Raw genomic sequence first — 26,195 nt, 5'->3', positions numbered from 1 at the left:
GCGGTGGCCAAAATGACGGGCCTATTCGCCCCGTAGGCCGCTCTTGACGCTGGCATAGGGCGGGCGCACGAGTGTCCCCCGGGTTAGCGGATCACGGCCAGCTCCGGGTCCTCCCGGAGTTTGGCCAGGGCGCGGGAGACGGCGCTCTTGACCGTGCCGATCGAGACCTCCATGACCTCGGCGGTCTGCGCCTCGCTCAGGTCCTCGTAGTACCTGAGGACGACCATGGCGCGCTGGCGGGCCGGCAGTCGCATCACCGCCCGCCACATCGCGTCGCGCAGCCCTTCCAGCTCGGCGGGGTCCGGGGCCGGCAGCGGGTCCGGCTCGGGGAGCTCGTCGACGGCGAACTCCTCGACCTTTCGCTTGCGCCACTGGGAGGTGCGGGTGTTGATCAGCGCGCGGCGGACATAGCCGTCCAGGGCGCGGTGGTCCTCGATGCGCTCCCAGGCCACATAGGTCTTGGTCAGCGCGGTCTGGAGGAGGTCCTCGGCGTCGTTGGGGTTGGCGGACAGCGACCGCGCGGCGCGCAGCAGGACCGGCCCCCGGGCCCGTACATAGGACGAGAACGACGGGAACACAGCAGCGGTCGAAGCTCTTGTGCACACTGGCGTGGTCATGGGCTCAACGCTAGAAGCGAGGGGGGGTTCAGGGGATCGCCCCCAGGTGCCGAAGCGCTCTCCGCCTCAAGTTGTACGGGTAGGGCCCATCCCACCTCCTTTGGGGGGACCAGCCCTCAGCCCTCCCCACCCGGGCCCCTGAGCCGTCCCTCCCGCGCCCCTCAGCCGTCCCGGCCCAGGATCAACCCCGACGTGGGCACCCCCGTACCCGCCGTGACCAGCACATGGGCGGCGTCGGGAGCCTGGTTCGGGGACGTGCCGCGCAGCTGGCGGACGGCCTCGGCGATGCCGTTCATCCCGTGCAGATACGCCTCGCCGAGCTGGCCGCCGTGGGTGTTCAGCGGGAGCGTGTCCGCGGCGACGAGGTCGGCGGCCTCACCGGGCGCGCAGAAGCCGAACTCCTCCAGCTGCATGAGCACGAAGGGGGTGAAGTGGTCGTAGAGGATGGCGACGGAGATGTCGGCGGGGGCCAGGCCGGAGGTGCGCCAGAGCTGGCGGGCGACCACGTTCATCTCCGGCAGGCCGGTCAGGTCGTCGCGGTAGAAGCTGGTCATCTGCTCCTGGGCGCGGCCGGCACCCTGCGCCGCGGCGGTGATCACGGCGGCGGGGTGGCGCAGATCGCGGGCCCGCTCGGGGCTGGTCACCACGATCGCCTGGCCGCCGTCCGTCTCCTGGCAGCAGTCCAGCAGCCGCAGCGGTTCGACGATCCAGCGGGAGGCGGCGTGGTCGGCGAGGGTGAGTGGCCTGCCGTAGAAGTACGCGGCCGGGTTGCGGGCGGCGTGCCGGCGGTCGACGACGGCGACCTGCCCGAACGCCTCCGGGGTCAGACCGTAGGTGTGGAGGTAGCGCTGGGCCGCCATCGCGACCCAGGAGGCGGGGGTGAGCAGGCCGAAGGGGAGATTCCAGCCGAGCGCCGCGCCCTCGGCGGACGGCTGCCGCTCCTGGACCCCGGAGCCGAAGCGGCGCCCGGAGCGCTCGTTGAACGCGCGGTAGCAGACGACGACTTCGGCGATACCGGTGGCGACGGCCAGGGCCGCCTGCTGAACAGTGGCGCAGGCCGCGCCGCCGCCGTAGTGGATTCGGGAGAAGAAGGACAGCTCGCCGATGCCGGCCGCCTGGGCGACGGTGATCTCGGGGCTGGTGTCCATGGTGAAGGTGACCAGGCCGTCGACGTCGGCCGGGGTCAGCCCGGCGTCGTCGAGGGCGGCGTGGACGGCCTCGACGGCGAGCTTGAGTTCGCTGCGTCCGGAGTCCTTGGAGAACTCGGTGGCGCCGATACCGGCTATGGCGGCCCGTCCGGACAGCGAGTCGGGGCGGTGCAGGCTCATGCGGTGCCCTCCGGGAGGCTCACGGTGACCGTGCCGGTGACGTGGTTGCCCAGGGCGTTGGCGCCGGTGATCCGCACCTGGGCGGTGTCGCCGTCGACGGCGGTGACCGTGCCGGTCAACGTCATGGTGTCGCCGGGGTAGTTGGGGGCGCCGAGCCGTATGGCGACGGTACGGAGCACCGCACCGGGCCCGAAGTGGTCGGTGAGGTAGCGGCCGACCAGCCCGTTGGTGGTGAGGATGTTCATGAAGATGTCCGGGGAGCCCTTGTCCTTGGCCGCCTCGATGTCGTGGTGGACGTCCTGGTAGTCGCGGGAGGCGAGCGCTCCGGCGACGATCAGGGTGCGGGTGAGGGGGATCTCCAGGGGTGGCAGCTCGTCGCCGGGCTTGATGCCCGTCCCGCCGTCGGTCTTGATGCCCTTTTCGCCGCCGGTCGTCACGCCTGAACCTCGCTTCTGTCGCTCGCCATCAAGTCCCCCAGTTCTTCGAGGAGTTGTGAACCCGAGCCGAGGTGGGCATCGAGCTGCCGGCCCCAGAGGAAGTGCCGGTGGACGGGGTGGTCGACGTCGGCGCCGATGCCCCCGTGCAGATGCTGGCCGGTGTGCACCACGCGCTTGCCCGCCTCGGACGCCCACCAGGCGGCGGTCAGCGCATGCTCGGCGCAGGGCAGTCGCGCGTCGTGACGCCAGGCCGCCTCGTACGCGGTGACCCGTATCGCCTCGGTGTCCATGTACGCGTCGGCGGCCCGCAACAGGACGCCCTGGTTGGTGGAGAGGGGCCGTCCGAACTGCTCGCGGGTGGTGGTGTGGGACACGGCGCGGGCGAGGGAGCCGGCGCAGACACCGGCCTGGAGGGCGGCGAAGGCGGTGCGGGCGGCGGCCAGCGTGCCGGCGTAGGCATCGGCCCCGCCCAGCCGCTCGCCGGACGCACCGTCCAGGGTGAGCCGGGCCGCCGACCACGGTGCGGTGGTCTCGACCGGCTCCCGCCGCACGCCGGCGTCGTCGGTGCGTACGAGCCACAGCCTGCGCGAGGCGTCCGGCACGAGGACATGCGTGGCCTCGCGCAGCCAGGGCACCACCGGGACCGCACCGGTCAGCCGCGCCGTCCCGCCGGCCCCCACCGCGGCCATCGCCGCAGCCCCCGCCCCGACCCCTGTCCCGTCCCCCGCCTCGGCCCCCGTCTCCGTCTCCGTCTCCGTCCGTACGCCGGCGCGCCGGGCCGGGAAGGCCCCCGTCACGACCGACTCACCGGCCCGCAGCCCCGGCAGCAGCCGCGCCCGCTGCTCCGCGCTCCCGTACGCGCCGATCGCCAGCAGGCCGTACACACAGCTCGCGGCGAACGGCACCTGCGCCGTCGTACGGCCCTGCTCCTCCAGCAGCAGCGCGAGCCCCAGCAGCCCGGTCTCCTCGACCGCGCCCGGCAGACCGGCCGCACACAGCGCCTTCCACAGCTCGGCGTCGGTGACGGTACCCAGTCCGGCCAGCCGCTCGGGCGTGGACAGATCGCCGAAGATCTCGGCCGCCAGCTCGCGCGCGGCCCGCTGCTCCTCCGTGGGCGTGAAGTCCATCTCAGCCCGCCACCTCGTCCTCGGGGCGCGCCTGACTCCCACTACGAGCCACCGAGCCCTCGGGGCGGAACACCGGCAGCTCCCACTCCTCGTCCACCCGCAGGAATTCCAGCTGCACGGGCATCCCGATCCGCACCTTGTCGTGCGGCACTCCGATCACATTGCTGACCATCCGCACGCCCTCCGCCAGCTCGATGAGCCCGACGGCGTAGGGAGGGTCGAAGGCCGGGAAGGGCGGATGGTGCATCACGACGTACGAATAGACGGTGCCGGCGCCGCTCGCCTCGATCGTGTCCCACTCGGGCGAACCGCACGCACCGCAGCCCGGCAGCCACGGGAAGCGCAGTTCGCCGCAGCCGCCGCAGCGCTGGATCAGCAGCCGGTGCCCGGCGACGCCCTCCCAGAACCCGGCGTTGTCCCGGTTGACCACCGGACGGGGCCGCCTGGCCTTGGGGGTCCTCGACGGAGTACTGGATGCGGTCCTCGATGCAGTACTCGATGCCGCCCTCGACGGAGTACGCGTGGAAGTCCCCGTAGGAGTTCTCGATGCGGCGGGCGCGTACTTGAGGACGCGGAAGCGGTGCGTCCCCGCCGGTTCGCCGTCCGCCCAGATGTCCATCCGCGTGGTGATGAAGTACCCGGTCCCCAGCTTGGTCGTCTTGCGCGCGGACACCGACTCGATCACCCCGCGGAAGGTGATCCGGTCGCCCGGACGCAGCGGCCGCAGATACTCCTGCTCGCAGTCCGTCGCGACGATCGAGGTGCATCCGGCGCCGTCCAGCAGCCCCGACAGCTCGTCGTACGCCCCCGAGCGGGCGCTGTGGCCCGACAGCCCGCCCATCGTCCATGCCTGGAGCATGGTCGGAGGGGCGATCGCGTCCGGCCCGTCGTACGCCGGGTTCGCATCGCCCATCGCCTCGCACCAGTGCCTGATCATCGGCACGTTGACCAGGTCCTTTCCGACGCCCGCGGTGGAGGACGCCCGCCCTTCGAAGCTCTTCAACCGCTCGTACAGCTCGTCGCGCTCGTACCGCTCGCCTTGCTCGTACCGCTCTTCCCGGCCGTGTGGACCGCTCACCGACGCCCCCTCCGCATCCCCAACCGCATCGTCGCGACGATCTCCCTCTGGACCTCGCTCACACCGCCGCCGAAGGTGTTGATCTGCGCCGCGCGGTTCATCCGCTCCAGCTCGCCGTCCCGGAAGACGCCCGGCGAACCGGCCCGCACCAGGGCGGTGTCGCCGACCACCTCCTGGCACATCCGGTAGACCTCGACGGTGGACTCCGTCCCCGCGAACTTCACGCCGCTGGCATCACCGGGGCCCAGCGTCCCGGCGCCCACATCGCCGACCAGGCGCCAGTTCAGCAGGCGGGTGGCGGCCAGCCTGGCGTGCGCCTCGGCGAGCCGGGACCGCACCCAGGGCCGGTCCGCCGGGCGCTCACCGGTCTCCGAATCCGGCGTACGCGCGTACGCCAGCGCCGCGTCGAAGGCGTCCTCGGCCTGCATCCCGAGGGCGGCCAACGCGACCCGTTCATGGTTGAGTTGGTTGGTGATCAGCTGCCAGCCGGCGTTCTCCTCGCCGACGAGGTTCCCGACCGGGACACGGACGTCGTCGTAGTACGTGGCGGTGGTCGTCAGCCCACCGACCGTCTCGATCGGCGTCCAGGAGAAGCCCGGCGCGTCGGTCGGCACGAGGATGATCGAGATGCCCTTGTGCCTGGGCGCGTCGGGATCGGTGCGGCAGGCGAGCCAGATCCAGTCGGCCTGGTGGGCGTTGCTGGTGAAGGACTTGGCCCCGTTGATCAGCCAGTAGGCGCGCTCGCCTGAGGGGACCCCGTCGTCTGCTCCGAATCCGCGCTCGTCCCCAGGCTCGTCCTCGGCGGCCGTCCGCTTCACCGCGCGGGTACGGAGCGCGGCGAGGTCGGTACCGGCCTCCGGTTCCGTATAGCCGATCGCGAAGACGATCTCGCCGCTGAGGATCCGCGGCAGGAAGTAGTCCTTCTGCTGCGGGGTGCCGTACTTCATGAGGGTCGGGCCGACGGTGTTGAGGGTGACCATCGAGACCGGGGCGCCGGCGCGATGGGCCTCGTCGAAGAAGACGAACTGCTCGTCGGGACCGCGGCCCGCCCCGCCGTACGCGGTCGGCCAGCCCAGGCCCAGCATGCCGTCGGCGCCGATCCGGCGCAGCAGCGCGCGTTGCGCCTCGGGGTCCTCGGCCGTCGCCTTCGGCCCGTCCGGCAGCAGCTTGCGGAAGTACGAGCGGAGTTCGGTGCGCAGGTGCTCCTGGCGCGCGGTGGGGGCGAGGTGCACGTCGGCGGCCTCCCCTTCTGGTGGCCGTACGTCCGGCGCGCAGGGGTACCCGGACGTACGAACGAGCGAGCGGGTTTCTGACTGTCCGTCAGAAACCCGCTCGCTGTCAAGGCCGGTGCGATTGAACCCCGGAGCAGCCCCATTCGCTCCCGCACCGGCCCCGACCATCACCCCTCGGTCAGCCGCCACTCCCCAGGGCGGCTCACCGGCTCACCGGCTCACCACAGCTCGGTGAAGTTGACGGTGGTGTTGTCCTGGTCGATGTCCGTGAAACCGGAGCCGTTCACGCTCGCGGTGTTGTTCTGGTTGGAGGCACCGGCACCGTTGGCGACCTGCTGGCCGGTGGTCGAGTTGCCGTTGTTGTCGTGGCCGACGCCAGTCCCCGCCTGGCTCGTCGCCGCCGAACTCGACCCGTTGTTCGCAAAGCCGCCGTTGTCGGCCTGCGCCACGCCGGACAGCAGCGCCACCGCGAAGGGCAGTGCGGCGGCCACGGCGATGATGCGGGCAGTACGGGTGCTTGCCATGTCTATTCCTCCTACGGAACACAACTTCTGGATCTGACCTGCTGGATCTGATCTGCTGGGTCTGTCCTGCCGGACCCGACCTGCTGGACCCGCCTGCTCGATCCCGCCCGATCCGGATCACGGATTCCACGAACTCCGCTTTTCACCGGGGCAGTTGGCCGACCACCACGATGCTTCCTCGACGTCGCGATCTCAGGATTGCCCACGAATCCCCGGCGAACCCGCCGCGAAGGGGCGATTCCCTCGCAAGCATGAGGAACCCCGGGTAAACCCCTGCCGCACCACCCGTCCCCGTCCGCCGCACTCGGCGAGGTAACGGCCGGCCGGAGCCCTTCCCCCGCAAGGGGTACGGACCCCACCCGACCGGCCCACCGACCCGGCGCATGAGCGACCCCCCGCACGCCCCCCTTCCCTTCTTCGAACATTCGTACGAAAATGAAGCCATGGCCATGCACCGACGCCATGCCGAACCGCCCACCGCCCTCCGGCCCGAGCCCCCGGACCTGGGGGAGGTCGAGTCCCCGGACCTGGGGGAGGTCGAGTCCCCGGACCGGAGGCTGGAGCCCCCTTCCGGCCTATTGCCGCAGCCCCCCGCCGACGCCCAGGACGCCGCACTCGCCGACGCTCCCGTCCCGGCGCTCGCCCCCGCCGACGCCCACGCCGCCGCACTCGCCCATGCCCTGCTCGCCGCCGAGCACGGCTACCCCGTCATACCGCTGACCCGCGGCAAACTCCCCGCCATCCGCTCCCCGCACCGCGGCCACCCCGAGGTCCCGCCCTGCCGCGGCGGCTGCGGCCGCCTCGGGCACGGCGTACACGACGCGAGCACCGACCCCCTGGCCGTCCGCCGCCTGTTCGCCGCCGCCCCCTGGGCTACGGGCTACGGCATCGCCTGCGGACGGCCCCCGCACCACCTCATCGGCATCGACCTCGACACCAAGAACGGCGCCGACGGCCTCACCGCCCTCCGGTTCCTCGCCGAAGCGCACGGCGTGCCGATCCCGCCCACCGTCGTTGTCCGCACCCCCAGCGGCGGGCGCCACCTCTGGTTCACCGGCCCGCCGTCCCCGCCGGTCCCCAACTCGGTCGGCCGGCTCGCCCCGGGCATCGACGTCCGTGGTGCGGGCGGCTATCTCGTCGGCCCGGGCTCGCTCACGAACCGGGGGCGGTACGTCCTCGCGCCGGACACCCCGCTCCGCCCCGCCCCCGCGCCGCGCGCCCTGCTCGCCCTCCTCACGGCCCCGCCCCCGTCCGCCCACCGCCCGCCCGCGCCCGGCGCCCCGGCCCAGCCCGCCGCCGCCCTCGTCCGCTTCGTCCGCACCTCACCGGACGGCCAGCGCAACGCCCGCCTCTTCTGGGCCGCCTGCCGCGCCTACGAGTCCGGCCTGGGCCGGGAACTCGCCGCACGGCTCGTAGCGGCCGCCTGCCACACCGGCCTGCCCGAGGGGGAGGCACGCGCGACGATCGCCTCGGCGGCCCGGCGGGAGGGGGACCGGCGGGAGGGGGACCGGCGGGTCTGACCCGGCGCCTGACCAGGCCCGCAGAAGCCGGGTCCGTCCTCCCGCACGCAGAAAATCGGCTGCGCCCGCGACCCGCCCCCGCTACCCTCGCCACCATGTCTACGCCCCGGATCTCTTAGCTCGGAAACCCGCTTCCACGCCACCCGTGCGTCCGCACACAGGCGTGTCACGCGTAGCCGCAGGCGCGCAGCCGCACCGGGCGCGCGCCGGCCGGGGCAGCTGACCGCACACCGGCAGCCGCCCCCTCCCGAGTCCCAAGACCTCCCTTCTCCTCTCCTTCCGGAGCGTTTTCCGTGATCACCGTGCGCGGTGTCGACGTACGCGTCGGCGCCCGACTTCTGCTGTCCGACCTCTCCTTCCACATCGCCCCCGGCGACCGCATCGGCCTCGTAGGCCGCAACGGCGCGGGCAAAACCACCCTGCTGCACACGCTGACCGGCCGGCACCACCCGGCCGCCGGGGACGTCACCCGCACCGGCTCCCTCGGGCACCTCGCGCAGGACTCCCGTACCGCCGACCCCGACACCACCGTCACCGACCGCATCCTCTCCGCCCGCGGCCTGGACCGTGCCGTACGGGCGCTGCGGGCCGCCGAGCACGCGATGGCCCTGGCCGGCGACGCGCCCCAGGAGCGGGCGGCGATGGCCGCGTACGCTCGCGCCGAGGCCGACTTCCAGGCGGGCGGCGGCTATGCGGCACAGGCCGAGGCGGCCCGGATCGCCGCAGGTGTGGGGCTGCCGGCGCGGGTCATGGACCAGCCGGTCGGCACCCTCTCCGGCGGTCAGCGACGCCGCGTCGAGCTGGCCCGGATCCTGGCCGCCGACCACGACACCCTGCTCCTCGACGAGCCCACCAACCATCTCGACGCCGACTCGATCGCCTGGCTGCGCACCTTCCTGACGTCGTATCGGGGCGGCCTGATGGTCATCAGCCATGACACCGACCTGCTGGCCGGGATCGTCAACCGGGTCTTCCACCTCGACCCGGCACGCGCCGCGATCGACGTCCACAACACCACCTGGCGCGCCTACCTCACCCAGCGCGCGGCCGACGAACGACGGCGTACCCGCGAGCGGGCCAACGCGGAGCGCAAGGCCGCGGCGCTGCGCACCCAGGCCGACAAGATGCGCTCCCACGTCTCCACGGCCGTCGCCGCGAAGAACATGGTGCGTCGCGCGGACCGGCTGCTGGCGGACCTGGAACCGGCCCGGCGTACGGAGAAGACCGCCCGGATCCGGCTGCCGGAGCCCGCGCCGTGCGGCCGTACGCCGCTGGGCGCCGTCAGCCTGACCAAGGCGTACGGCGGGCACCAGGTGCTGGGCGGGGTGGACCTGGCCGTCGACCGGGGCAGCCGGCTGGTCGTGCTCGGCCTCAACGGCGCGGGCAAGACCACCCTGCTGCGCATCCTCGCCGGGCAGGAGACCCCCGACAGCGGCCGGGTCGTCCCCGGCCACGGTCTGCGGCTGGGCTACTTCGCCCAGGAGCACGACACCCTCGACCCGGCGTCCAGCATCCGGGAGAACCTGGCCGCCGCCGCGCCCCACCTCACCGACGGCGAGGCACGCCACGTCCTGGGCTCGTTCCTCTTCACGGGCGACGACGCCGACAAGCCCGCCCGGGTGCTCTCCGGCGGCGAGAAGACCCGGCTGGCACTGGCCGGCCTGGTCCACTCGGGCGCGAATGTGCTGCTCCTGGACGAGCCCACCAACAACCTCGATCCCGCCTCCCGGGACGAGGTGCTGGCGGCGGTCGACGGCTATCCGGGCGCCATCGTGATGGTCACCCACGACCCCGGCGCGGTCGAGGCCCTCCGCCCGGACCGCGTACTGCTCCTGCCGGACGGCACCGAGGACCTGTGGAGCGCGGAACACGGGGAGTTGATCGGGCTGTCGTGAGCGATCGGGCCGTCGGGGGAGAGCAGGCTGTCGCGCGCGAGCAGGCTCGTGCGCGGCGGGCGAACACGCTTGCCGGGCCGACCTGTTGGGAGAGGTACGTGCCACCCGGCCGCAGTACCCGGGCGATCTCCGACCACCACACGGTCACCGGGTGCCGGCTCGTCACAAGATCGAAGGCCGCATCGCCGAACGGCAGCGGCGGCTCGTCCGCATCGGCCACCACAACCGCTCCGCGCGGATGCAGCAGCGCCGTGGCCTTGGCGATGTTGGGCGGCCAGGACTCCATGGCGACCATCAGCGGCGGCAGCTCGGCCGCCCCGGCGAGCACCTCCCCGCCGCCGGTCTGGATGTCCAGCGCCGCCGACGCCCGCGCCAACCGCTCGCCCATCGCCCGTTGGTACCCCCACGAGGGCCTCTCCTCCGTGGCGCGCCCCTCCAGCCACGAGAAGTCCCGCCCCTCGACCGATACCGCCTCGGCCTCGGCCACCAGCTCCTCGAACGATCGCGGCCCCGTCACCTGCCCTCCTCCATCACGAACGTCAGCACCGGCCGGTCCCACATCACCGCCGGCGGATTCGCCCGCACCGTTCCGCTGGGCCGGGCGCCCACGCTGCGGTAGAAACCCTCGGCGGGCGGATGCGAGACGACCCGTACGCGGTCGATCCCGACGCGCCGCGCCTCGCCCCGCATGTGCTCGATCAACCGACGCCCTATGCCGTATCCCTGCGCCTGATCATCCACAAACATCAAATCAAGCTCCGGCGGCTCAAGAACCAGCGAATAGAACCCGAGAACCCGCTCGCCGACCGGCGCCTTCTCCGACTCATCCGCACCGCCTCCCCCGCTTCCGCTTCCGCTTCCGCTTCCGCTTCCGGGGACGCCCTCCCACACAGCGACGAACACCCGATGCGCCTCGATGTAGTCCGGCCCCACCCGATATCCGTCGACCATCGCGGAATACCGCCCCGCATAGGCCCGCGAACTCCGCACGATCCGGGTAAGCCGCCGGGCGTCGCGCCGCTCGGCCCGCCGGATCACCACACGACGTTCCTCTGCCATCGCCCCCACCTTCCGAAAACCCACGGCGACCACTGCCTGCTCTCCGCCGACCCTCGAAGACGGCCGCGGGGCGAGAATTACCGACCGAATCCCCCATTACCCGCACCATCTCATCACCCCCACGATAGCGACCAGGCAAACCACCCATCACCGCGCCACCGCACCATCACCGCCCCACCGCCGGCCCACCGCACAGTCGTCTCCCCGCCGCGCACAGGCATGGCGCGACGGGGAGACGGGAGGAACGGGGGAAAGGGGGGACGGAAAGGCGTGGAACTCGACGATTCCCTGTCCCCTTCAGCCGGACCCTTCGCTCGGGCCCTTCAGTCGGATCCCCACTCCTCAGGCGACGGGCTCGGAACGCGGAGCCGATCCCAGGACGTCCGCCCGGGAATACCGTCCGCATCGGCTCCTATGAAGCCCAATGTCTGCTGCCAGAGGGAGTACGCCTTCCGGTGCTTCTCGTTCCACCTGGGCCCGGGCCCACTGAACCCGTAGGGGGCGCCGCAGTCTTCGTCGACGAGGCGCAGCCCCATGTTCAGGATGATGGGGCTCTCCGTCGGCGGCAGGCTCGTGAAGAAGTCCTTGCCCGGGAACGGCACCAGGTCCGGAGCGGTCGGCGCGGGCGCTCCTCCACCAGAAGACGCCTTCGCGACGATGAGCCGCTGACCCACCTTGATTATGTTGGGGTTCGGAATGTTGTTCCAGATCTGGAGCTGCTTCACGGTGGTGTGGAATTGAGTAGCGATCTCGCTGAGCGTATCGCCATCAACGACGGTGTAGATCGTGTCTCGTGTTCTCTGTTGAGTGCCCATGCATCTCACGCTAGAAGCGTTCCCGCATCCCCGCACGTTCTGACGAACACCTCAACCGACACCCACCCCAAGAATGTGCGGATCAGCATTTTAACCCCCAACCACCACCCCCGCAGCCCGAATTCACTTACCCCCTCACCAATTCACCGATCAATCAACGAATCAACCAACCAGCCGACCCGCCGAGCGATTGACCCTTTAATGACTGGCCGCCAGCCAGCCACGGAATGCTCTGCAAATGGGCGCACGGCAGATCAACCGGCTGACCGCCCGCGCATCGGGCTGGAGAAACACAAAACCAGAACACGATCCCCACCGGGGTAAGAGCACAGACGAGCCCGAAGCACAGACACACGGAGGCCAACGCCTTGACCGCCGCGGGTCGCTGGGCCCGACACCGCCACCGACACCGCCACCGCCACCGCCGACGACCACCCGCCAGCAGGGCCGCCACCGCCGGCATTGTCAGTGCGAGCCGTTACGGTCGGGCTCATGAGTAGGTGGAGCTGGAGCGCCAAGGACATACGCGAAGCACGTGAGTTGGACGTGCTGCGGTCGGAGAACGACGTGCTGCCCCTGTGGCTGCGGGAGCAGCAGTCCCGCTTCTCGGCCTGGGTGCACGACGTCGGCGGCCTGTGGGACTTCTCCCCCGAATCACTGGATCGCCTGGAAGCGGCGATACGGGAGAGCTTCACCTCGCTGGAGGAGTTCCGGGAGCAGGAGGACGAGGCGTTCTTGCAGGTGGCCGCCTGGTACCTCGGCGAGGTCCACAACCACCACCGGGGGGCGCAGTGGCAGGTACACCCCGACGGGAAGGGCCGTTTCCGATGGAAGTGGTACCCCTTCGTCATCCCCCCGTGGGACCGACTGGACGACTACGAGGACGAGGACGGCATCGAGTACGACGCACGCCCCATCGTCGACCCGCTCAGCAGCCTACGGGCAGTGTTGCTGGAGCCGCACGAACGGCCGTACCCGGGCAGGACGCTACGCAGCGAACTGGACGGCTACGCACCGGAGAAGGACTGACCGACGACCACCCCCCCACCACCACTACTTCGCAGGCAGCGGCCGGTCGTCGATGACGTTCTTCATGACGAGGGTGGACGTCAGGCGCTGGACACCGGGCAGCCGCGCGAGCTGCTGGTCGTAGAGCTGCTGGTAGGCGGACAGATCGGCGGTGGCGACGCGCAGCAGGTAGTCCGGCTCGCCGAAGAGGCGCTGGGCCTGGATGACATGCGGGACGGCGGTCACGGCCTCCTCGAAGGCCGTGACGGTGTCGGGGTCCTCCCAGCGCAGTGTGGCGAAGACCAGGGCCTCGAAGTCCAGGCCGACGGCGGCCGGGTCGACGACTGCGCGATAGCCACGGATCGCACCCGCGCGTTCGAGGTCCCGCACGCGGCGATGGCAGGGCGAGACGCTCAGCTGCATGCGAGCGGCGAGCTCGGTGACCGTCAGCCGGCCGTCCATCTGCAGCTCGGTAAGAATCTTCCGATCCAGCGCATCCATAGAGAAAATTCTCCCCCATTTATCGAGATCATGAGGCAAGAACGCAAACATATTCGGCCGAATCACACCTAACCTTCCCTCCCGAAGCAAGGCACTGCTGCTGCACTTCTCGCTGTTCCCGCAGTTCATCGACCCCGCCGGAGGCTGGCCCACCGCCGCCCAGACCGGGCTGCTCGGCACGCTCCACATGACGGCCTGCGCCCTCGTCTACCTCACCGTCGGCGTCCTCGCCCGGCCCGCCCCGAAGTGACCAGCAGCACGGCTACTTCCACGCCGGCGCCACCAGCGCCATCGCGGGCAGCGCCGGCGGCTACGCCGCCTACACGCTGTTCCCCGAGGACACCGACGTCCTCACGGTCGAATACAAGATCAACCTCCTCGCACCCGCCGTCGGCACACACCTCGAAGCGATCGGAAGTGTCCTGAAGTCCGGCCGCACCCTGACCGTCTGCCAGTTGGAGGTGTACGGCGTCCAGGCCGACGGAGAGCGGAAGCTCATCGCCAACGGCCGGCAGACCCTGATCCACGTAGACAGGCCCTAGGCGAGCCATGCGCCGGTCGCACCCTGTACGGCCGAGCCGTCAAGGTCCTTGAGCTTCGGCCCGACGAAGGCGCGGGCGGCGTCCGAGGTGAGCACCCGGAAGGCGGGCCGCTCGGCTGCCAGCAGCTCGACCACCTGCGCTGCCACGTCCTGCGGCGTCTGCGCGTTCGCGAAGGCGCCGCGGGTACGGTCCAGGTAGGCCGACAAGGCCGGCGCATACGGTCCGGCCTGCTCCACTACGTTGTCGGCGAGGCCCACGTTGCTGACGAACTCGCTGGCCACCGCGCCCGGCTCGACCACGCTGACGGACACGCCGGTCGTGGCCGCGACCGGCGCGAGGGACTCCATGAAGCCCTCGACCGCGAACTTGGCGGCGCAGTAAGCCTCGTTGAAGGGCTGGCCGATCACTCCGCCCACACTGGTCACGGTCACCACACGCCCCTCGCTCGCCCGCAGCAGCGGCAGGGCCGCCTTCGTCACGTGCAGCACGCCGAAGAAGTTGACCTCCATGACGGCACGCACATCGTCGACGCTCTCCTGCTCCAGCGTGCCGACGTGGCCCGCGCCCGCGTTGTTGACCACCGCGTCCAGCCGGTCGAGACCGGCCAGGCATGCCTCGACCGAAGCCGGGTCGGTCACATCCAGCGCCCGGACATCAACGGTGACGCCGGCCTCCTCCGCCGCCGCCAGCAACGCGCCCGCCTTGGCGGTGTCGCGCATGGTGGCGACCACATGCCAGCCACTACGCGCGGCCGCGACGGCCGTCGCCAACCCGATGCCGGACGAGGTGCCAGTGATCAGAACGTTCTTGCTGCTCATCCCCACTACCTGCCTTACTTTTCGCACTTACTTATGACCCATAACTAAGATCGGCCATAACTATGCACGGAGATATTTCATGCTGTCAACCATCTCGTTACACTGGACGCCATGCCCAACCCACCGGATGAGCTCACCAAAGAGATCGTCGGCCTCTTCGCGGCCATCAGCCGCCGCTACACCCAGGAGTCCGAGGCCGCCGCGACCAGCCACGGCCTGACCCCGCTCCAGGCCAAGGCGCTGCTCGCCGCCGAAGAGCCCGTCCCGATGCGCCGTATCGCCGACCGACTGCACGCGGAACCCTCCAACGTGACCGCGATCGTCGACCGCCTGGAGTCCCGCGGCCTGGCCGAGCGCAGCCTCGACCCGGACGACCGCCGCATCAAACGCGTCGCCGCCACCACGGCCGGCCGCACCACCGCCGCCGACCTCCGCGACCGCATGCCCTTCGCCGCCGACCCCCTGGTCCAGCTCAGCGCACAACAGCGCGAGACCCTGCGGGAACTGCTGCAACTGGTACTCGACGCATAACGCGGCATCCACCTGCAGCGGCCGCCCGTACCCGCACCTGCCGGCCACCCTCTTGCCGCATCACAGGCCCCACCGCCACGGGCGGCACAGGCAGTACGGGCGGCACAGCCCAGCCAGCACAGGCGGCACAGCGATACGGGCGACATAGGCGCCACACGGCGCCTGATGCGGCACCCTTGACGCCACCCGACGCCACCTGGTGCCGCCCGGCGCCACTCGGCGCCACTCCACACGACCAGGGGCAACCGAGCCTGCTCCGGGCCGCCTTGCCCCAGGCCACCCTTTCCACATTTCACCAGCTCAGGGCAGTCACGCTCCAGCCCGAGCCACATCAGGTGCCATTCAGGCTTGCACGTGGCGCCACAGTGGTGCCAGTATGACGTCATGAACCTCACGCCGCATGTCGACACCCCGCGTCGCGAGCTCGCAGTGATCGCCGAAGCCGGCGGAGAAGACACCCGCGAGCTCGCCCCCGGCTCGGCCGGCATACGGCTGCGCGGCCTGGACCCCGACTTCGTGTTGCGGCAGCCGCGTACGACGGAGCAGACCCGCACCACCGGACAGAACCTCACGGCCTGGGTGCACTAACCGCCCCACACCCGCCCCGCTTCACCCACACCGCGTCCCACCAGCAGGGACGCCATCCACCAAGACCCAAGAGGACGGCACAGCCATGCCTTCTTACGACACTCCCGACCCGATCTCGGCCACCGCGCACGTGACCGCCGGCACCATCCGGTTCACCGCGGGCGAGCGCCTCGACACGGTCGTCGAGGTCCAGCCCCGCGACCCGAAGCGGGACCAGGACGTACGGGCCGCCGAGCAGACCGAGGTCAGCTACGCGAACGGCGCCCTGACCGTCAGAACGCCCAAGCAGCGCTATCTCGTCGGACGCACCGGCACCGTCGACATAGCGGTCGAGCTGCCCACGGGCTCGCGCATCGACACCACCGGCGCCTGGGCCCAGGTGCTGGGCGAAGGCCGGTTCGGCGAGGTCCGCGTGAAGATCTCGGCGGGAGACGTCCGTCTCGACACGGCCGGGCCGCTGCAGCTGACCGTGTCGCACGGCTCGATCACCGTGGACCGCGTCGAGGGCATGGCCGAGATCACCACCAGCTCCGGCAGCCTGCGCGTCGGCACCATCGACGGCCCCGCCGTCCTGAAGAACTCGCACGGCTCCACGACCGTCGGCACTGCGACCGGCGACCTGCGGGTGAGCGGCGCCAACGGCGACATCGACATCACACGCGCCGAGAACTCGGTCACCGCCACCACCGCCCACGGCGCCCTGCGCGTGGCCGAAGTAGCCCGTGGGACCGTCGACTTGGAGACCTCCAACGGCGCCATCGACCTTGGCATCCGCGAGGGCACCGCCGCCTGGCTCGACGTCAGCTCCGACCGCGGTCAGGTGCACAACACGCTCGCCGCCTCCGAGGCCCCGGAGCAGTCCGAGGACTCCGTCAAGGTCCGCGCCCGCACCCGCTACGGAAACATCGACGTCCGCCGCGCCCGGCCCTGAGCCACGCCTGAGCACGCCCCGAGCACGCCCCGAGCACGCCCCGAGCACGCCCCTGCCAACTCCACAGCCACCACAGAGGATTCCCGATGAATCAGACGCATCAAACGAACCAGACGAACCAAGAGGCAGCCCTCTCTCACGGCCTACCGATGGAGCGCGATGCGGGCCCCTTCGACCCGCCCAGCCAGATCACCCGGCTCCGCGAGGCTCGCCCGGTCAGTCCCCTGCTCTTCCCCGACGGTCACGAGGGCTGGCTCGTCACCGGCTACGAAGCGGTCCGCCAGCTCCTGGCCGACACCCGGTTCAGCTCCCGCCAGGACCTCGGCATTCTCCACTTGCCGTACGAGGTTCCCAACATGCCCGTCATCACCGAACCGTCCCCGCAGGTACCGGGCTTGTTCGTCGCCATGGACCCGCCGGACCACACCCGGCTGCGGCGCAAGCTCACAGGCGCCTTCACCGTCAAGCGCATGAAGATGCTCGAAGAGCACATCGGCGACATCGTCGAGCGGCAGCTGGACGAGATGGCGCGCCTCACCCCGACGATCGACCTGGTCGAGGCGTTCGCCCTGCCGGTGCCCTCGCTGGTGATCTGTGAGCTGCTCGGCGTCCCCTACGAGGACCGGGAGACCTTCCAGGGCAACTCCGCCAAGTTCATGGCCAAGGACCCGGATTTCGAAGAGAAGATGGCCGCGTACGGCGCAATGTCCGCCTACCTCGCCGAACTGGTCACCCGCAAACGCGCCGAGCCCGGCGAGGACATCCTGTCCGACCTGGCCCGCGATGACGACCTCACCATCGAGGAGCTGACCGGGATCGCCTTCCTGCTGCTGCTCGCGGGCCACGAGACCACCGCCAACATGCTGTCCCTGGGCACCTTCGCGCTTCTGGAGCACCCCGAGCAGCTCGCCGAACTGCGCGCCGACCCGGATCTGATGCCCGACGCCGTCGAAGAACTCATGCGCTACCTGTCCGTCGCCGACATCTTCTACCGCTACGCCACGGAGGACCTCGAACTCGGCGGCGAAACCATCGGCAAGGGATCGACCGTCGTCATCTCGCTCCTGGCCGCCAACCGCGACCCCCGGCGCTTCGACAACCCCGACACCCTGGACGTCCACCGCAAGGCTCGCGGGCACACATCCTTCGGCCACGGCATCCACCAGTGCCTCGGCCAGCAACTCGCCCGTATCGAAATGCGTGCCGGCTTCGCCGGACTCCTGCGCCGCTTCCCGACCCTCCAGCTCGCCGTCCCCGCCGACGAGGTGAGACTCCGAACCGACATGAACATCTACGGCGTCCACGAACTGCCGGTCACCTGGACACAAACGTCCCAGTAGGGCCATCGGCCGAGCACGTCACCTGCACGCAATCTGAACTGCGCACGCAGCCTCGCCGCGACCACCCACCCACTCACCACCCACCCACTCACCACCCACCCGCTCACCGGCCGCGAGCAGCTGAGCCGTCCGTCCGAGCCGGATCTCCCGAGGGCATGCCGGACGGGCGGGGGCTCCGGATCGCTCCTGAGCCCCCGCCGTACCCAGCAGCGCCGTAACGAAGGCTCTCGCCCCGTGCGGCCTCAGCCGAGAATCTCGTCGTTGGCCTTGAGGAGCGGACGGAGTGTGCACTTGGCGCTCTTCGGCCGGTGGCTGCCCTTGAGGAACGTGTCCGAGACCGGGAGGGACCGGGTCTCACCGGCGGCAACACCGGCCAGAGAGAACACCGCCCCACCGATGTAATCACCGGTCTCGTCCTTGAACACCACGGTGCCGTCATAGCTCGCGCGGCTCCGGGAGTTGCCGTTGTGCACGCTCAGTTTGGCCGCCAGCGTGCCGTCCGAGAAGTCCACACTGCATTCGGTGACGGTGACGTCCGACTCGGGTTCGGTGAGCGTCCCGGACGTCGGCGTGCTGCTGGGGACAACGAGCCGTGGCTTGGAGGGGAATGCGCAGCCCCCGGCGCCGGTCAAGCCGACGACCAGCAGTCCGCAAACGACTGCGCTACGCACAAGACGACAGTTCACGTTGCTCCCCCGAGATGGCCGGCCCCATCGGGCCAAGGCGTGAGCGCACGCGGGTGGTGGCCTCTGTGTGACCGGACGCACGCTCGAAGTGTTGTTGACAGGCGCGCGTCAGGTTAACAAGTCGGTGACACCACTCCTGAATTCCGCGCCGCCGGCCAGTTGTTCAGTCGTGAAAGCCAGGCGTTCAGCCGTGGACGTCAGGTGTCTCAGTCGTGGACGTCAGGCCGGCGAGCAGCCCGGAGCCGTAGGCCAGTCACCGACAAAGTCGATCTCTGGCGTGAGACGTATCCCGGTGCACGCCAGGACCTGATCGACCACGGCACCGATGGCTTCGGTGAACCCCGCCGCGCTCGCCCCCTCATCGGCAACCAGAGTGTGGTGCAGGTACGAGACACGGACGCCCTCCGCAACCCGGCTGCCGAGGGCAAAGCCCGTCCGCCGCATCAGCCAGCTCGCACTCACCCTGGTCGAGCCGTCGGGAAAGCGGTTCAGCGACGCGCCCTCGTCCCGCAGCCCCGTCGCCTGGGCCGGCGTCACCTCAGGGCTCAGGAAGACACTGCCCACCGTCCGACGGTCGGCGCCAGGACACCCCAGCACCATGCCCTTGCCCCTCCGAACGGCCAGCACTGCCTCGACCGCCTCGGCTGTCGGCACCCGGCTGCCGACGGGCACATCGAGTCGCTCGGCAACCGCCCGATACGAGAGCGGGGCACTCAGCGCGCACTTCCGCAGGGCGAAGACCACCGTCAGCAAGGTCCAGCGGCTGGAACCCTTGAAGACGCTGGTGCGATGTCCCAGTCCGCAGGCCGCCGCGTCGAGGGTGACGCGGCGCCGCAACACCCAGTCCCAGGCCGTCACCGCAACCAACGTGTCGGAGATCTCCTGGCCATACGCGCCGACGTTCTGGACCGGTGTGGCGCCGACGGTCCCAGGAATGCCCGCGAGCATCTCCACACCGATCAGCCCGTGGCCGACGGCCGTATCCACCAGATCGGACAGAGGATGGCCGGCCTGTACCTCCACCAAGGCCCGGCCGTCGGCCGCCTCCCCCACGAACCGCACGCCCCTCGTGTTCATCCGCAGCACGGGCGACGAACAGCCCGCGTCAGCGACGAGCGCATTGCTACCGGCCCCCAGACAGGTCGGCACGCCGGGAAAAGCATCGGCGAGCGCGACGAACTCCGGGAAGTCGGCCAAGTCCTCAAGATCGGCGAACACCGCAGCCGGGCCACCTATGCCCAGTGTCGTCTTCCGGGCAAGAGATAACCCGTGCGTGACTCGCATGAACGTCGTGTCCCCTCAGTGATGATGAGCAGTAGCCGACAGTACGGGGACCCTCAACCGGTCCGTACTTCGGTGTTTTGGCAGACGTGCAGCAGCCATCTGCCATCGGACTGCTTGGTCACGACGTAGAGCGGGGTGCCTTCCGAGTCGCCCTCCGCCGAGTGGTAGACCTGCCGAACCTTGACGGCCGCCACATCGGGCCGCAGGAACTGGATGTGGACCACCTCGTACGTGACATCGCCGTCCCAGTCGCCGTGGGGTAGCACAGCGCGAGTGAACTCAGCGATGACGTCGAAGCCAATGAGGGCCTTGCCGTGACCGGTCGTCCAGATGGCGTCGGGGTGGAAGAGCGCGAGAAAGCCTTCGGCATCTTTCGCTCGCTGAGTGAACTCGACGGTGGCCACGATCTCTTCGATGGCCGCAATATCCGCGTTCTTGGTATCCATGCAGACCATGCTGAAATCTCCACTGCGCTTGAGGTCAAGGGTCACGAGCATCTGAATGCCAGTCGCCTCAAGAAGGCCGATGCAGTACAGCAGCACGGAGTGCAGCAACCACGGCAACCGCCTCCGTCCGGTGATGCCCCTGCCCTGTACAGCCGCGCCTCGGCTGGTGCGACCGACCGTCCACGACCGGACCCCATAGAGCTACGGATCAGCAGGCACCCGCGCCCCTCCCGTACCCGACCCACCGGGAATCACGGAGACGGCCAGGCGATCGCGGTACGCGCGCAAGCAAATGGCCCCTGACCAATCTTCCTGGTCAGGGGCCGCTTCGCCGTGCTGAGCCGCCCAAAAGGCCGCACTTCCTGCGATGATCTCGCCCCTCGTCCACAGGTCGTCCACAGGGCCCCGCGGGGCGCCGCCCGTGGAAGCGGAGTCCTGCGCAAGCGACAGATTTGAAGACCGCTGGGCTACCGGTGCGTCACGTGCATTGACCTGCAGCAGAGTCACACGCCCCGCATGGAGTAGCCCAACTCTGGCCGCAGGCTGGCCGCGTACCTCAAAATCGCGCCTCGGCACCGTCCGCGAACACCGCTTTTGGAGAGCAGCTGGGGCCAATGATCGCGTCACCCGGCAGCGCCATCGTCAGCCGCCGTGGATCCAGGCATTCGTGCGCTCTACCACCCAACGGACCACGCCGAGTCCGGAGCCATGAGGTACCCCGCGCCGTGCCTCGCCGAACTCCCGCTGCACGGCCTCCACCTGATCCCGCAGACGCTGCTCCTCGGCCCTGCGTGCCTCTTCGGCCTCCTGGTGCGCCTGAACAATCGGCGCGTACTCAGCCACCTGCGCCCGGAGCCGCTCAAGTTCGACGTTCGCGTCATCCGCTCACACCGAAGGTTCAGCAGGCCCGGCAGATGCGGGCACCGGCATGTCAATCTCGGGGGGCGTCCCGCTCGGCGCCTCGTCACTCATTCGTCAGTCCTCCTAAAGACTCGTTCGATTCCATGTGATTCACTCGATCGGCCCTGCTCTGAGCGACGTCGGTCACGACGGCGCGCATGGTGATGTCATGAACAACACCCAGATGAACAGCACGAAAAGGCGCTCACTCCGTAGCGCGTCACCCCTCTCCCGGATACTCCCGGTCGCGGCCGTCCTGAGCATCGCCCTTGCGGCAGGGGCGGCAACGGCCACAACCGCCACAGCAGCAACCCCCGCCTCCAACCACGTCGCAAAAGCCCCGGCTGGTGGCTGGGGCAACCAGAACAACGGAATGGGCACCTCCGGCCAAGACCACGGTTGGGGCAACCAGAACAACGGAATTGGGACTTCCGGCCAAGGCCACGGTTGGGGCAACCAGAACAACGGCATGTAACTGACGGATACTCCGCGGGCACTCGGACGAGGCGAGGGCGATGCCTTCCTCATCTCTCCCCGCGCCCGCACGGACCGCCCCGCCCGCTTGGAGGCCCCCCTCCGTAGCGGGCGGGGCCTTCCTATTGCGCGCTAAGCGCGCCCCTCTACGAGTCGCCGGAATTGAACCGGCAGGAATCCGCGCGGCGAGCACGCCTTCCTGCTGCCGCCCACGCAGACCCCAGAGGGGCGCTCCGAACAGCGGCGTCACATCACCATCGAGTTCACAGACGTCGCCGGGATCATGTCCGCCGCCCAGAAGGGCGAACAGTTCGATGTGGAGACCGGCCTACCCAAGTCCGAACTTGTCGCTCAGCAGCCGCCGTTGACCTGGTTCGAGCATGCCAAGGAGTGCGGATGCTCTCGCTGCTGTCACTGCCGCTCTGGTCAAGGACACGAAGGGGGCGCCGGCGCCGGCGCTGCTACGACGGGCGCTGACCGGCTACGCGTTCAACTTCTCCGAGCACCGGACGCCTCCGCCTGAACATCTCGCTGCTGCTCTCGCATGGCTCGCGTCCAAAGCCCTCCCGATGCCTGCCCTGGAGGAGGACTCCGAGCTGATCCGTGTCGCGCTCAAGGCGTTGAGCACGCGGCTCAACGGAAAGCGTGCGGTGGCGACCACCATCACGAATCGCCGCACGGTCTTCAACAACGCTTCGGTACGCCGTGGAGCGGAAGCGCCTCACGGCGAACCCGCTGCCATCCGTCGACTGGACTCCTCCAGCGACGGACGACGAAATCGACTGGCGTTACGTTCCCAACCCGCAGCAGGCCAAAGCCCTGATCGATGCCGTCGGAACGCTGGGCCCCCGCGGCGAGCATCTGCAGGCGTTCTTCGCGTGCATCTACTACGCGGCCACGCGGCCGGCCGAGGCCATGAACCTCAGGGAGTCCGACTGCACGCTTCCTGAGACCGGGTGGGGCGTGATGCTGCTCTCGGGGAGTTCCTCCCGGGTTGGTTCAGCCTGGACGGACGACGGCAAGTCCTATGAGGAACGAGGCCTGAAGCATCGGGCCCGGGCCTCCGTGCGCGACGTACCGATCCCGCCCGAGCTGGTGAGGATGCTGCGTGCCCACCTCGACAGGTACGGGGTGGCGCCGGACGGCCGACTCTTCCAGGCAGCGCAGGGCGGGATCCTGCTCAGCAAGGAGTACACCGACATCTGGAAGCAGGCCCGCGAGGTCGCGCTCCCCCCTCACCAGGTCGACAGCCCGTTCGCGGAGGTGCCCTACTGCGGGCGGAAGGCCGGCATCTCGATGTGGATCGCATCCGGCGTCGACCCCGTCGAGGTCGCTCGCCGCGCCGGCCACAGCGTGGCCGTGCTTTACAAGTTCTACGCCAGGGTGCTGGACGGCAAGCGCGAGCAGGCCAATGCGCTGATCGAGCGGGCCATGCGTGCCGTGGAACAGAGGGCCACCGGGGCCTGATCCCCGTCCACGGCTCGTCCACACAGGCTGCTCAGCGGTGCAACAGCCCGGCACGGAGTGAGACAGGAACACGGATGGGCGGCGGCCCCGGATCGCTCCGGAACCGCCGCCCACCTGCATGTTTACCTACCTCAGCGGAGGCTGTGGGATTTGAACCCACGGTGAGGGGTTACCTCACGACAGTTTTCAAGACTGTTCCCTTAGGCCGCTCGGGCAAGCCTCCCCGCTGCACCGGCGCGCGGGCGCGCGGGTGTCGCGGGGATCAGACTAGCGCGTCACTTGTCGCCGGTGCGCTGGCCCAGGGTCACTTTGGCGGTGTGCTCCTTGCCGGCGCGCTTGTAGGTGAGGGTGACCGTGTCGCCGGGCTTGTGCTGCCAGATCTCGCTGATCAGGGTGGGGCCGCTGTCGATGACCGTGTCGTCCAGCTTGGTGATGGTGTCGCCGGGCTGGAGGCCCGCCTTGTCGGCCGGGCCGTTCGGGGTGACCGCTTCGGAGCCGTTGTTGCCGGTCTGGGCGATGGTCGCGCCGTCGCCGGTGTCCCGCATGCCGACCTGGACGCCGATCTGCGGGTAGACCGGCTTACCGGTCTTGATCAGGTCCTGGGCCACACGCTTCGCCTGGTCGATGGGGATGGCGAACCCCAGGCCGATGCTGCCGGACTGGCCGGACTCGCCGCCCAGGCCGCCGTTGCCCGCCGACTGGATGGCGGAGTTGATGCCGATGACGTTGCCGGCGGCGTCCATCAGAGGGCCGCCGGAGTTACCCGGGTTTATCGACGCGTCCGTCTGCAGGGCGCTCATGTACGAGGCGCTGCTGCCGCCGCCGTCGCTGGAGGCCACCGGGCGGTCCTTGGCGCTGATGATGCCGGTGGTGACCGTGCCGGAGAGGCCGAAGGGCGCGCCGATCGCGATGGTGGCGTCGCCGACCTGGACGTTCGACGACTTGCCGAGGGGCAGCGGGTTGAGGGTGGCGTCGGAGGCGTTCTTGAGCTTGAGCACGGCGACGTCGTAGCCCCGGGCGTTGCCGACGACCTCGGCGTCGTACTTCTTGCCGTTGGAGAACGTGGCGGTGAGCTTGCCGCCGTCGGCCGCGCTGGCGACGACGTGGTTGTTGGTGAGGATGTGGCCCTGCTTGTCGTAGATGAAGCCGGTGCCCGTGCCGCCCTCGCCGGTGGCGCCCTGGGCCTCGATCGTCACGACGCTCGGCAGCGCCTTCTGCGCTATGCCCGCGACCGAGGTGGGCTTGCGGTTCAGCGCGCCGGTGTCGCCGGTCGCGGAGACCGTCGTCGAGGCGCTGTCGTTCTGGCCCGCGGCCCAGAAGCCGATGCCGCCGCCGATCCCGCCGGCGACCAGTGCGGCCGCCAGTACGGCCGCGATCAGGCCGCCGTTGCGCCGCTTGGGGGAGGGGCTGTCGGGCGGCGCACCCCAGGGGTGGCCGCCGTACGGGGGCTGGCCCCAGCCGCCACCGGACGAGCCCTGGCCGGCGGTCGGGTACGCGGGGATCTGGGCGGTCTGGTCGGCCCCGGCCGGGGGCTCGCCGCCGGGGTGCGGTGCGTGCCCCGGGGAGCCCTGGGCACGGTCCTGATCACCGGGGCCGCCTGCGGAACCGGCGACGGTCGGGGCGAAGGCCGGCGGCGGGGGCGGCGCGGCGGGCGCGGACGGTGCGTGGGGAGCCTGGGCGCCGGAGGCGGACGCGGGGGCGCGGTCCGGCGGCGGCCCGGCCGGCGGCGTGGCCTCCGGCGGGACGGCGGCTCCCTCGTTCTCGGTGCTCACAGCTCTCTCCTCAGCTTCACGCGGGCCTCACGGTCCCGTACGGGGCCGGTGGCGCCCGAACGGGGTCTTGCGGGTCGTACAGCTCCTCGCCGCGGGTCCACCGGGGACCCGTACCCCGTCACCCAGGATTCAGGATCCGGGCGATCCGGGCGAGTCCCGGTGGGCCGGTCCAGGCCCGGGAGGCCCGACCGGCCGGTACGGGCAAGTCTGTGTCCCAGCCTTTCCCACCGCGCGTCAGAGCGCCGTAAGCCGAGGCTGTGACTGTCCCCTCATTCTTTATGTCGGACAAAGCAGACACGTTGCCCGTTCCGTGCCCCGGGGGTAGGCACCGGCGGCCGGTCGGCGATGGAATGGCACGATAACTCGGTGACCTCTGCACGCCCCTCTCAGGACGCCCGTCCGGATCGTCCGACGATCTCCGTCGTAGCCCATCGGGGTGCCTCCGAGGATGCCCCGGAGCACACCCTGGCCGCCTATCGCAGGGCGATCGAGGACGGTGCGGACGCGCTGGAGTGCGATGTCCGGCTCACCGCGGACGGCCATCTGGTGTGCGTCCACGACCGGCGGGTGAACCGCACCTCCAACGGGCGCGGCGCGGTCTCCGCCCTGGAGCTCGCCGATCTCGCCACCCTCGACTTCGGATCGTGGAAAGAGGGCAACGAGGACGCGTACGGGGAGGCGCCGGACCGGCAGCACGAGGACCCCGAGCGGACGTCCGTGCTGACGCTGGAGCGGCTGCTGGAGCTGGTCGCCGACGCGGACCGGCGGGTGGAGCTGGCGATCGAGACCAAGCACCCGACGCGCTGGGCCGGACAGGTGGAGGAGCGGCTGGTCGAGCTGCTCGACCGGTTCGGGTATGCAAAACCGGCCAGGAGCACCGATTGGACCTCCCCGGTCCGCGTCATGAGCTTCTCGGCGCGCTCGCTGCACCGGCTGCGGGCCGCGGCGCCCGGCATTCCCGGCGTCTACCTGATGCAGTTCCTCACCCCCCGCTACCGCGACGGCCGGCTGCCGGTCGGCGTCGGCATCGCGGGCCCGGGGATGCGGATCGTCCGCGCGCACCCGGAGTACGTCGCCAAGGCGCACCGCGCGGGCCACCGGGTCCATGTGTGGACGGTCAACGACGCCGCCGATGTCGAGCTGTGCCAGGAGCTGGGCGTGGATGCGGTAATTACAAACCGCCCCAAACAGGTGCGAAGGCAACTCGGCCTTGGCTAAAGCCCATCACAGGGTGTGCACCGGCGCATTCGACTCGTATTCGATCGTGTCTAGTGC

At 70.2% G+C, this 26,195-nt stretch carries 25 protein-coding genes, 1 tRNA gene and 2 pseudogenes; 11 read left to right on the top strand and 17 right to left on the bottom strand.

Features of this window, described 5'->3' with window-relative positions:
• Positions 1–83: 83 nt before the first annotated feature.
• The 7 genes from ACZ4NB_RS03850 to ACZ4NB_RS03820 form a co-directional block, all read right to left on the bottom strand.
• On the bottom strand, positions 84–617 hold the full coding sequence (locus tag ACZ4NB_RS03850; protein WP_467658082.1) for a SigE family RNA polymerase sigma factor: 534 nt from the start codon (positions 615–617) through the stop codon (positions 84–86).
• 161 nt (positions 618–778) lie between these two features.
• A complete protein-coding gene (locus ACZ4NB_RS03845) occupies positions 779–1,945 on the bottom strand; it encodes a lipid-transfer protein (RefSeq protein ID WP_467658081.1) in 1,167 nt (388 codons plus the stop codon).
• Positions 1,942–2,334, bottom strand: coding sequence for a MaoC family dehydratase (locus ACZ4NB_RS03840; RefSeq protein ID WP_467658225.1), 393 nt, complete (start codon positions 2,332–2,334; stop codon positions 1,942–1,944). The genes ACZ4NB_RS03845 and ACZ4NB_RS03840 overlap by 4 nt, the downstream gene beginning before the upstream one ends.
• Positions 2,335–2,378: 44 nt before the next feature.
• Entirely contained in the window at positions 2,379–3,509 is a 1,131-nt protein-coding gene (locus ACZ4NB_RS03835) for an acyl-CoA dehydrogenase family protein (RefSeq protein WP_467658080.1), read from the bottom strand.
• 1 nt (position 3,510) lies between these two features.
• Positions 3,511–4,587 carry a bifunctional MaoC family dehydratase N-terminal/OB-fold nucleic acid binding domain-containing protein gene (locus tag ACZ4NB_RS03830; protein WP_467658079.1) on the bottom strand — a complete coding sequence of 359 codons (1,077 nt, stop codon included), beginning with the start codon at positions 4,585–4,587 and terminating at the stop codon, positions 3,511–3,513.
• On the bottom strand, positions 4,584–5,819 hold the full coding sequence (locus ACZ4NB_RS03825) for an acyl-CoA dehydrogenase family protein (RefSeq protein WP_467658077.1): 1,236 nt from the start codon (positions 5,817–5,819) through the stop codon (positions 4,584–4,586). The genes ACZ4NB_RS03830 and ACZ4NB_RS03825 overlap by 4 nt, the downstream gene beginning before the upstream one ends.
• Before the next feature lie 218 nt (positions 5,820–6,037).
• Positions 6,038–6,343 carry a hypothetical protein gene (locus tag ACZ4NB_RS03820; protein WP_467658076.1) on the bottom strand — a complete coding sequence of 102 codons (306 nt, stop codon included), beginning with the start codon at positions 6,341–6,343 and terminating at the stop codon, positions 6,038–6,040.
• Positions 6,344–6,786: 443 nt separating this feature from the next.
• Here ACZ4NB_RS03820 and ACZ4NB_RS03815 point away from each other — a divergent pair, with 443 nt between their 5' ends.
• Positions 6,787–7,863, top strand: a complete 1,077-nt coding sequence (locus ACZ4NB_RS03815) for a bifunctional DNA primase/polymerase (protein WP_467658075.1) — start codon at positions 6,787–6,789, stop codon at positions 7,861–7,863.
• A gap of 293 nt (positions 7,864–8,156) precedes the next feature.
• Positions 8,157–9,758: an ABC-F family ATP-binding cassette domain-containing protein gene (locus ACZ4NB_RS03810; RefSeq protein ID WP_467658073.1), complete on the top strand. Its 1,602-nt coding sequence runs from the start codon at positions 8,157–8,159 to the stop codon at positions 9,756–9,758.
• A 61-nt stretch (positions 9,759–9,819) separates the two neighbouring features.
• Here the strand turns inward: ACZ4NB_RS03810 and ACZ4NB_RS03805 are convergent.
• The 3 genes and pseudogenes from ACZ4NB_RS03805 to ACZ4NB_RS03795 all read right to left on the bottom strand — a co-directional run.
• Positions 9,820–10,275: pseudogene (locus ACZ4NB_RS03805) on the bottom strand (class I SAM-dependent methyltransferase); the annotation flags it as partial.
• The gene (locus ACZ4NB_RS03800; RefSeq protein ID WP_467658072.1) at positions 10,272–10,817 is read right to left on the bottom strand and encodes a GNAT family N-acetyltransferase; all 546 of its coding nucleotides are present in this window, start codon (positions 10,815–10,817) and stop codon (positions 10,272–10,274) included. The pseudogene ACZ4NB_RS03805 and the gene ACZ4NB_RS03800, both read right to left, overlap by 4 nt.
• A gap of 323 nt (positions 10,818–11,140) precedes the next feature.
• Entirely contained in the window at positions 11,141–11,632 is a 492-nt protein-coding gene (locus ACZ4NB_RS03795; RefSeq protein WP_467658071.1) for a peptidoglycan-binding protein, read from the bottom strand.
• Positions 11,633–12,124: 492 nt separating this feature from the next.
• On the opposite strand from ACZ4NB_RS03795, the gene ACZ4NB_RS03790 reads away from it, so the two are divergent.
• Positions 12,125–12,661, top strand: a complete 537-nt coding sequence (locus ACZ4NB_RS03790) for a hypothetical protein (protein ID WP_467658070.1) — start codon at positions 12,125–12,127, stop codon at positions 12,659–12,661.
• A 24-nt stretch (positions 12,662–12,685) separates the two neighbouring features.
• Here the strand turns inward: ACZ4NB_RS03790 and ACZ4NB_RS03785 are convergent, their stop codons facing one another.
• Positions 12,686–13,141, bottom strand: a complete 456-nt coding sequence (locus ACZ4NB_RS03785; RefSeq protein WP_467658069.1) for an Lrp/AsnC family transcriptional regulator — start codon at positions 13,139–13,141, stop codon at positions 12,686–12,688.
• A gap of 245 nt (positions 13,142–13,386) precedes the next feature.
• Between ACZ4NB_RS03785 and ACZ4NB_RS03780 the strand changes: the two are divergent.
• A pseudogene (locus ACZ4NB_RS03780) lies at positions 13,387–13,683 on the top strand (PaaI family thioesterase); the annotation flags it as partial.
• Here the strand turns inward: ACZ4NB_RS03780 and ACZ4NB_RS03775 are convergent.
• A complete protein-coding gene (locus ACZ4NB_RS03775) occupies positions 13,680–14,501 on the bottom strand; it encodes an SDR family NAD(P)-dependent oxidoreductase (protein WP_467658068.1) in 822 nt (273 codons plus the stop codon). The pseudogene ACZ4NB_RS03780 and the gene ACZ4NB_RS03775 overlap by 4 nt on opposite strands.
• A 111-nt stretch (positions 14,502–14,612) precedes the next feature.
• On the opposite strand from ACZ4NB_RS03775, the gene ACZ4NB_RS03770 reads away from it, so the two are divergent.
• The 4 genes from ACZ4NB_RS03770 to ACZ4NB_RS03755 all read left to right on the top strand — a co-directional run bounded on the left by ACZ4NB_RS03770 (position 14,613) and on the right by ACZ4NB_RS03755 (position 17,891).
• On the top strand, positions 14,613–15,032 hold the full coding sequence (locus ACZ4NB_RS03770) for a MarR family winged helix-turn-helix transcriptional regulator (protein WP_467658066.1): 420 nt from the start codon (positions 14,613–14,615) through the stop codon (positions 15,030–15,032).
• Positions 15,033–15,416: 384 nt separating this feature from the next.
• On the top strand, positions 15,417–15,620 hold the full coding sequence (locus tag ACZ4NB_RS03765; RefSeq protein ID WP_467658235.1) for a hypothetical protein: 204 nt from the start codon (positions 15,417–15,419) through the stop codon (positions 15,618–15,620).
• A gap of 85 nt (positions 15,621–15,705) precedes the next feature.
• Complete coding sequence (locus ACZ4NB_RS03760) at positions 15,706–16,551, top strand: DUF4097 family beta strand repeat-containing protein (RefSeq protein ID WP_467658065.1); 846 nt, start codon at positions 15,706–15,708, stop codon at positions 16,549–16,551.
• 149 nt (positions 16,552–16,700) lie between these two features.
• Entirely contained in the window at positions 16,701–17,891 is a 1,191-nt protein-coding gene (locus ACZ4NB_RS03755) for a cytochrome P450 (RefSeq protein WP_467658063.1), read from the top strand.
• A gap of 242 nt (positions 17,892–18,133) precedes the next feature.
• Here ACZ4NB_RS03755 and ACZ4NB_RS03750 read toward each other — a convergent pair whose 3' ends face one another.
• The 3 genes from ACZ4NB_RS03750 to ACZ4NB_RS03740 form a co-directional block, all read right to left on the bottom strand.
• Complete coding sequence (locus ACZ4NB_RS03750; RefSeq protein WP_467658062.1) at positions 18,134–18,562, bottom strand: hypothetical protein; 429 nt, start codon at positions 18,560–18,562, stop codon at positions 18,134–18,136.
• A gap of 234 nt (positions 18,563–18,796) precedes the next feature.
• Positions 18,797–19,861, bottom strand: a complete 1,065-nt coding sequence (locus ACZ4NB_RS03745; protein WP_467658061.1) for a UDP-N-acetylmuramate dehydrogenase — start codon at positions 19,859–19,861, stop codon at positions 18,797–18,799.
• Between the two features lie 53 nt (positions 19,862–19,914).
• Positions 19,915–20,316 carry an SgcJ/EcaC family oxidoreductase gene (locus ACZ4NB_RS03740; protein WP_467658224.1) on the bottom strand — a complete coding sequence of 134 codons (402 nt, stop codon included), beginning with the start codon at positions 20,314–20,316 and terminating at the stop codon, positions 19,915–19,917.
• A 1,060-nt stretch (positions 20,317–21,376) separates the two neighbouring features.
• Here ACZ4NB_RS03740 and ACZ4NB_RS03735 point away from each other — a divergent pair.
• Entirely contained in the window at positions 21,377–21,682 is a 306-nt protein-coding gene (locus ACZ4NB_RS03735) for a hypothetical protein (protein WP_467658060.1), read from the top strand.
• 704 nt (positions 21,683–22,386) lie between these two features.
• Entirely contained in the window at positions 22,387–23,148 is a 762-nt protein-coding gene (locus tag ACZ4NB_RS03730) for a tyrosine-type recombinase/integrase (RefSeq protein WP_467658059.1), read from the top strand.
• A gap of 135 nt (positions 23,149–23,283) precedes the next feature.
• Here ACZ4NB_RS03730 and ACZ4NB_RS03725 read toward each other — a convergent pair.
• Together ACZ4NB_RS03725 and ACZ4NB_RS03720 are read right to left on the bottom strand one after the other, a co-directional pair.
• A tRNA-Ser gene (locus ACZ4NB_RS03725) sits at positions 23,284–23,371 on the bottom strand.
• A gap of 52 nt (positions 23,372–23,423) precedes the next feature.
• Positions 23,424–24,920, bottom strand: coding sequence for a S1C family serine protease (locus tag ACZ4NB_RS03720; RefSeq protein ID WP_467658058.1), 1,497 nt, complete (start codon positions 24,918–24,920; stop codon positions 23,424–23,426).
• A 366-nt stretch (positions 24,921–25,286) separates the two neighbouring features.
• Here ACZ4NB_RS03720 and ACZ4NB_RS03715 point away from each other — a divergent pair, with 366 nt between their 5' ends.
• Positions 25,287–26,138 carry a glycerophosphodiester phosphodiesterase gene (locus ACZ4NB_RS03715; RefSeq protein WP_467658057.1) on the top strand — a complete coding sequence of 284 codons (852 nt, stop codon included), beginning with the start codon at positions 25,287–25,289 and terminating at the stop codon, positions 26,136–26,138.
• The last annotated feature ends 57 nt before the right edge of the window (positions 26,139–26,195 follow it).

The sequence above is a fragment of the Streptomyces sp. NPDC026575 genome (genome assembly GCF_055567415.1).
The sequence above is the reverse complement of the archived record's forward strand: the minus strand, read 5'-3'. Positions and strand labels throughout refer to the sequence as shown.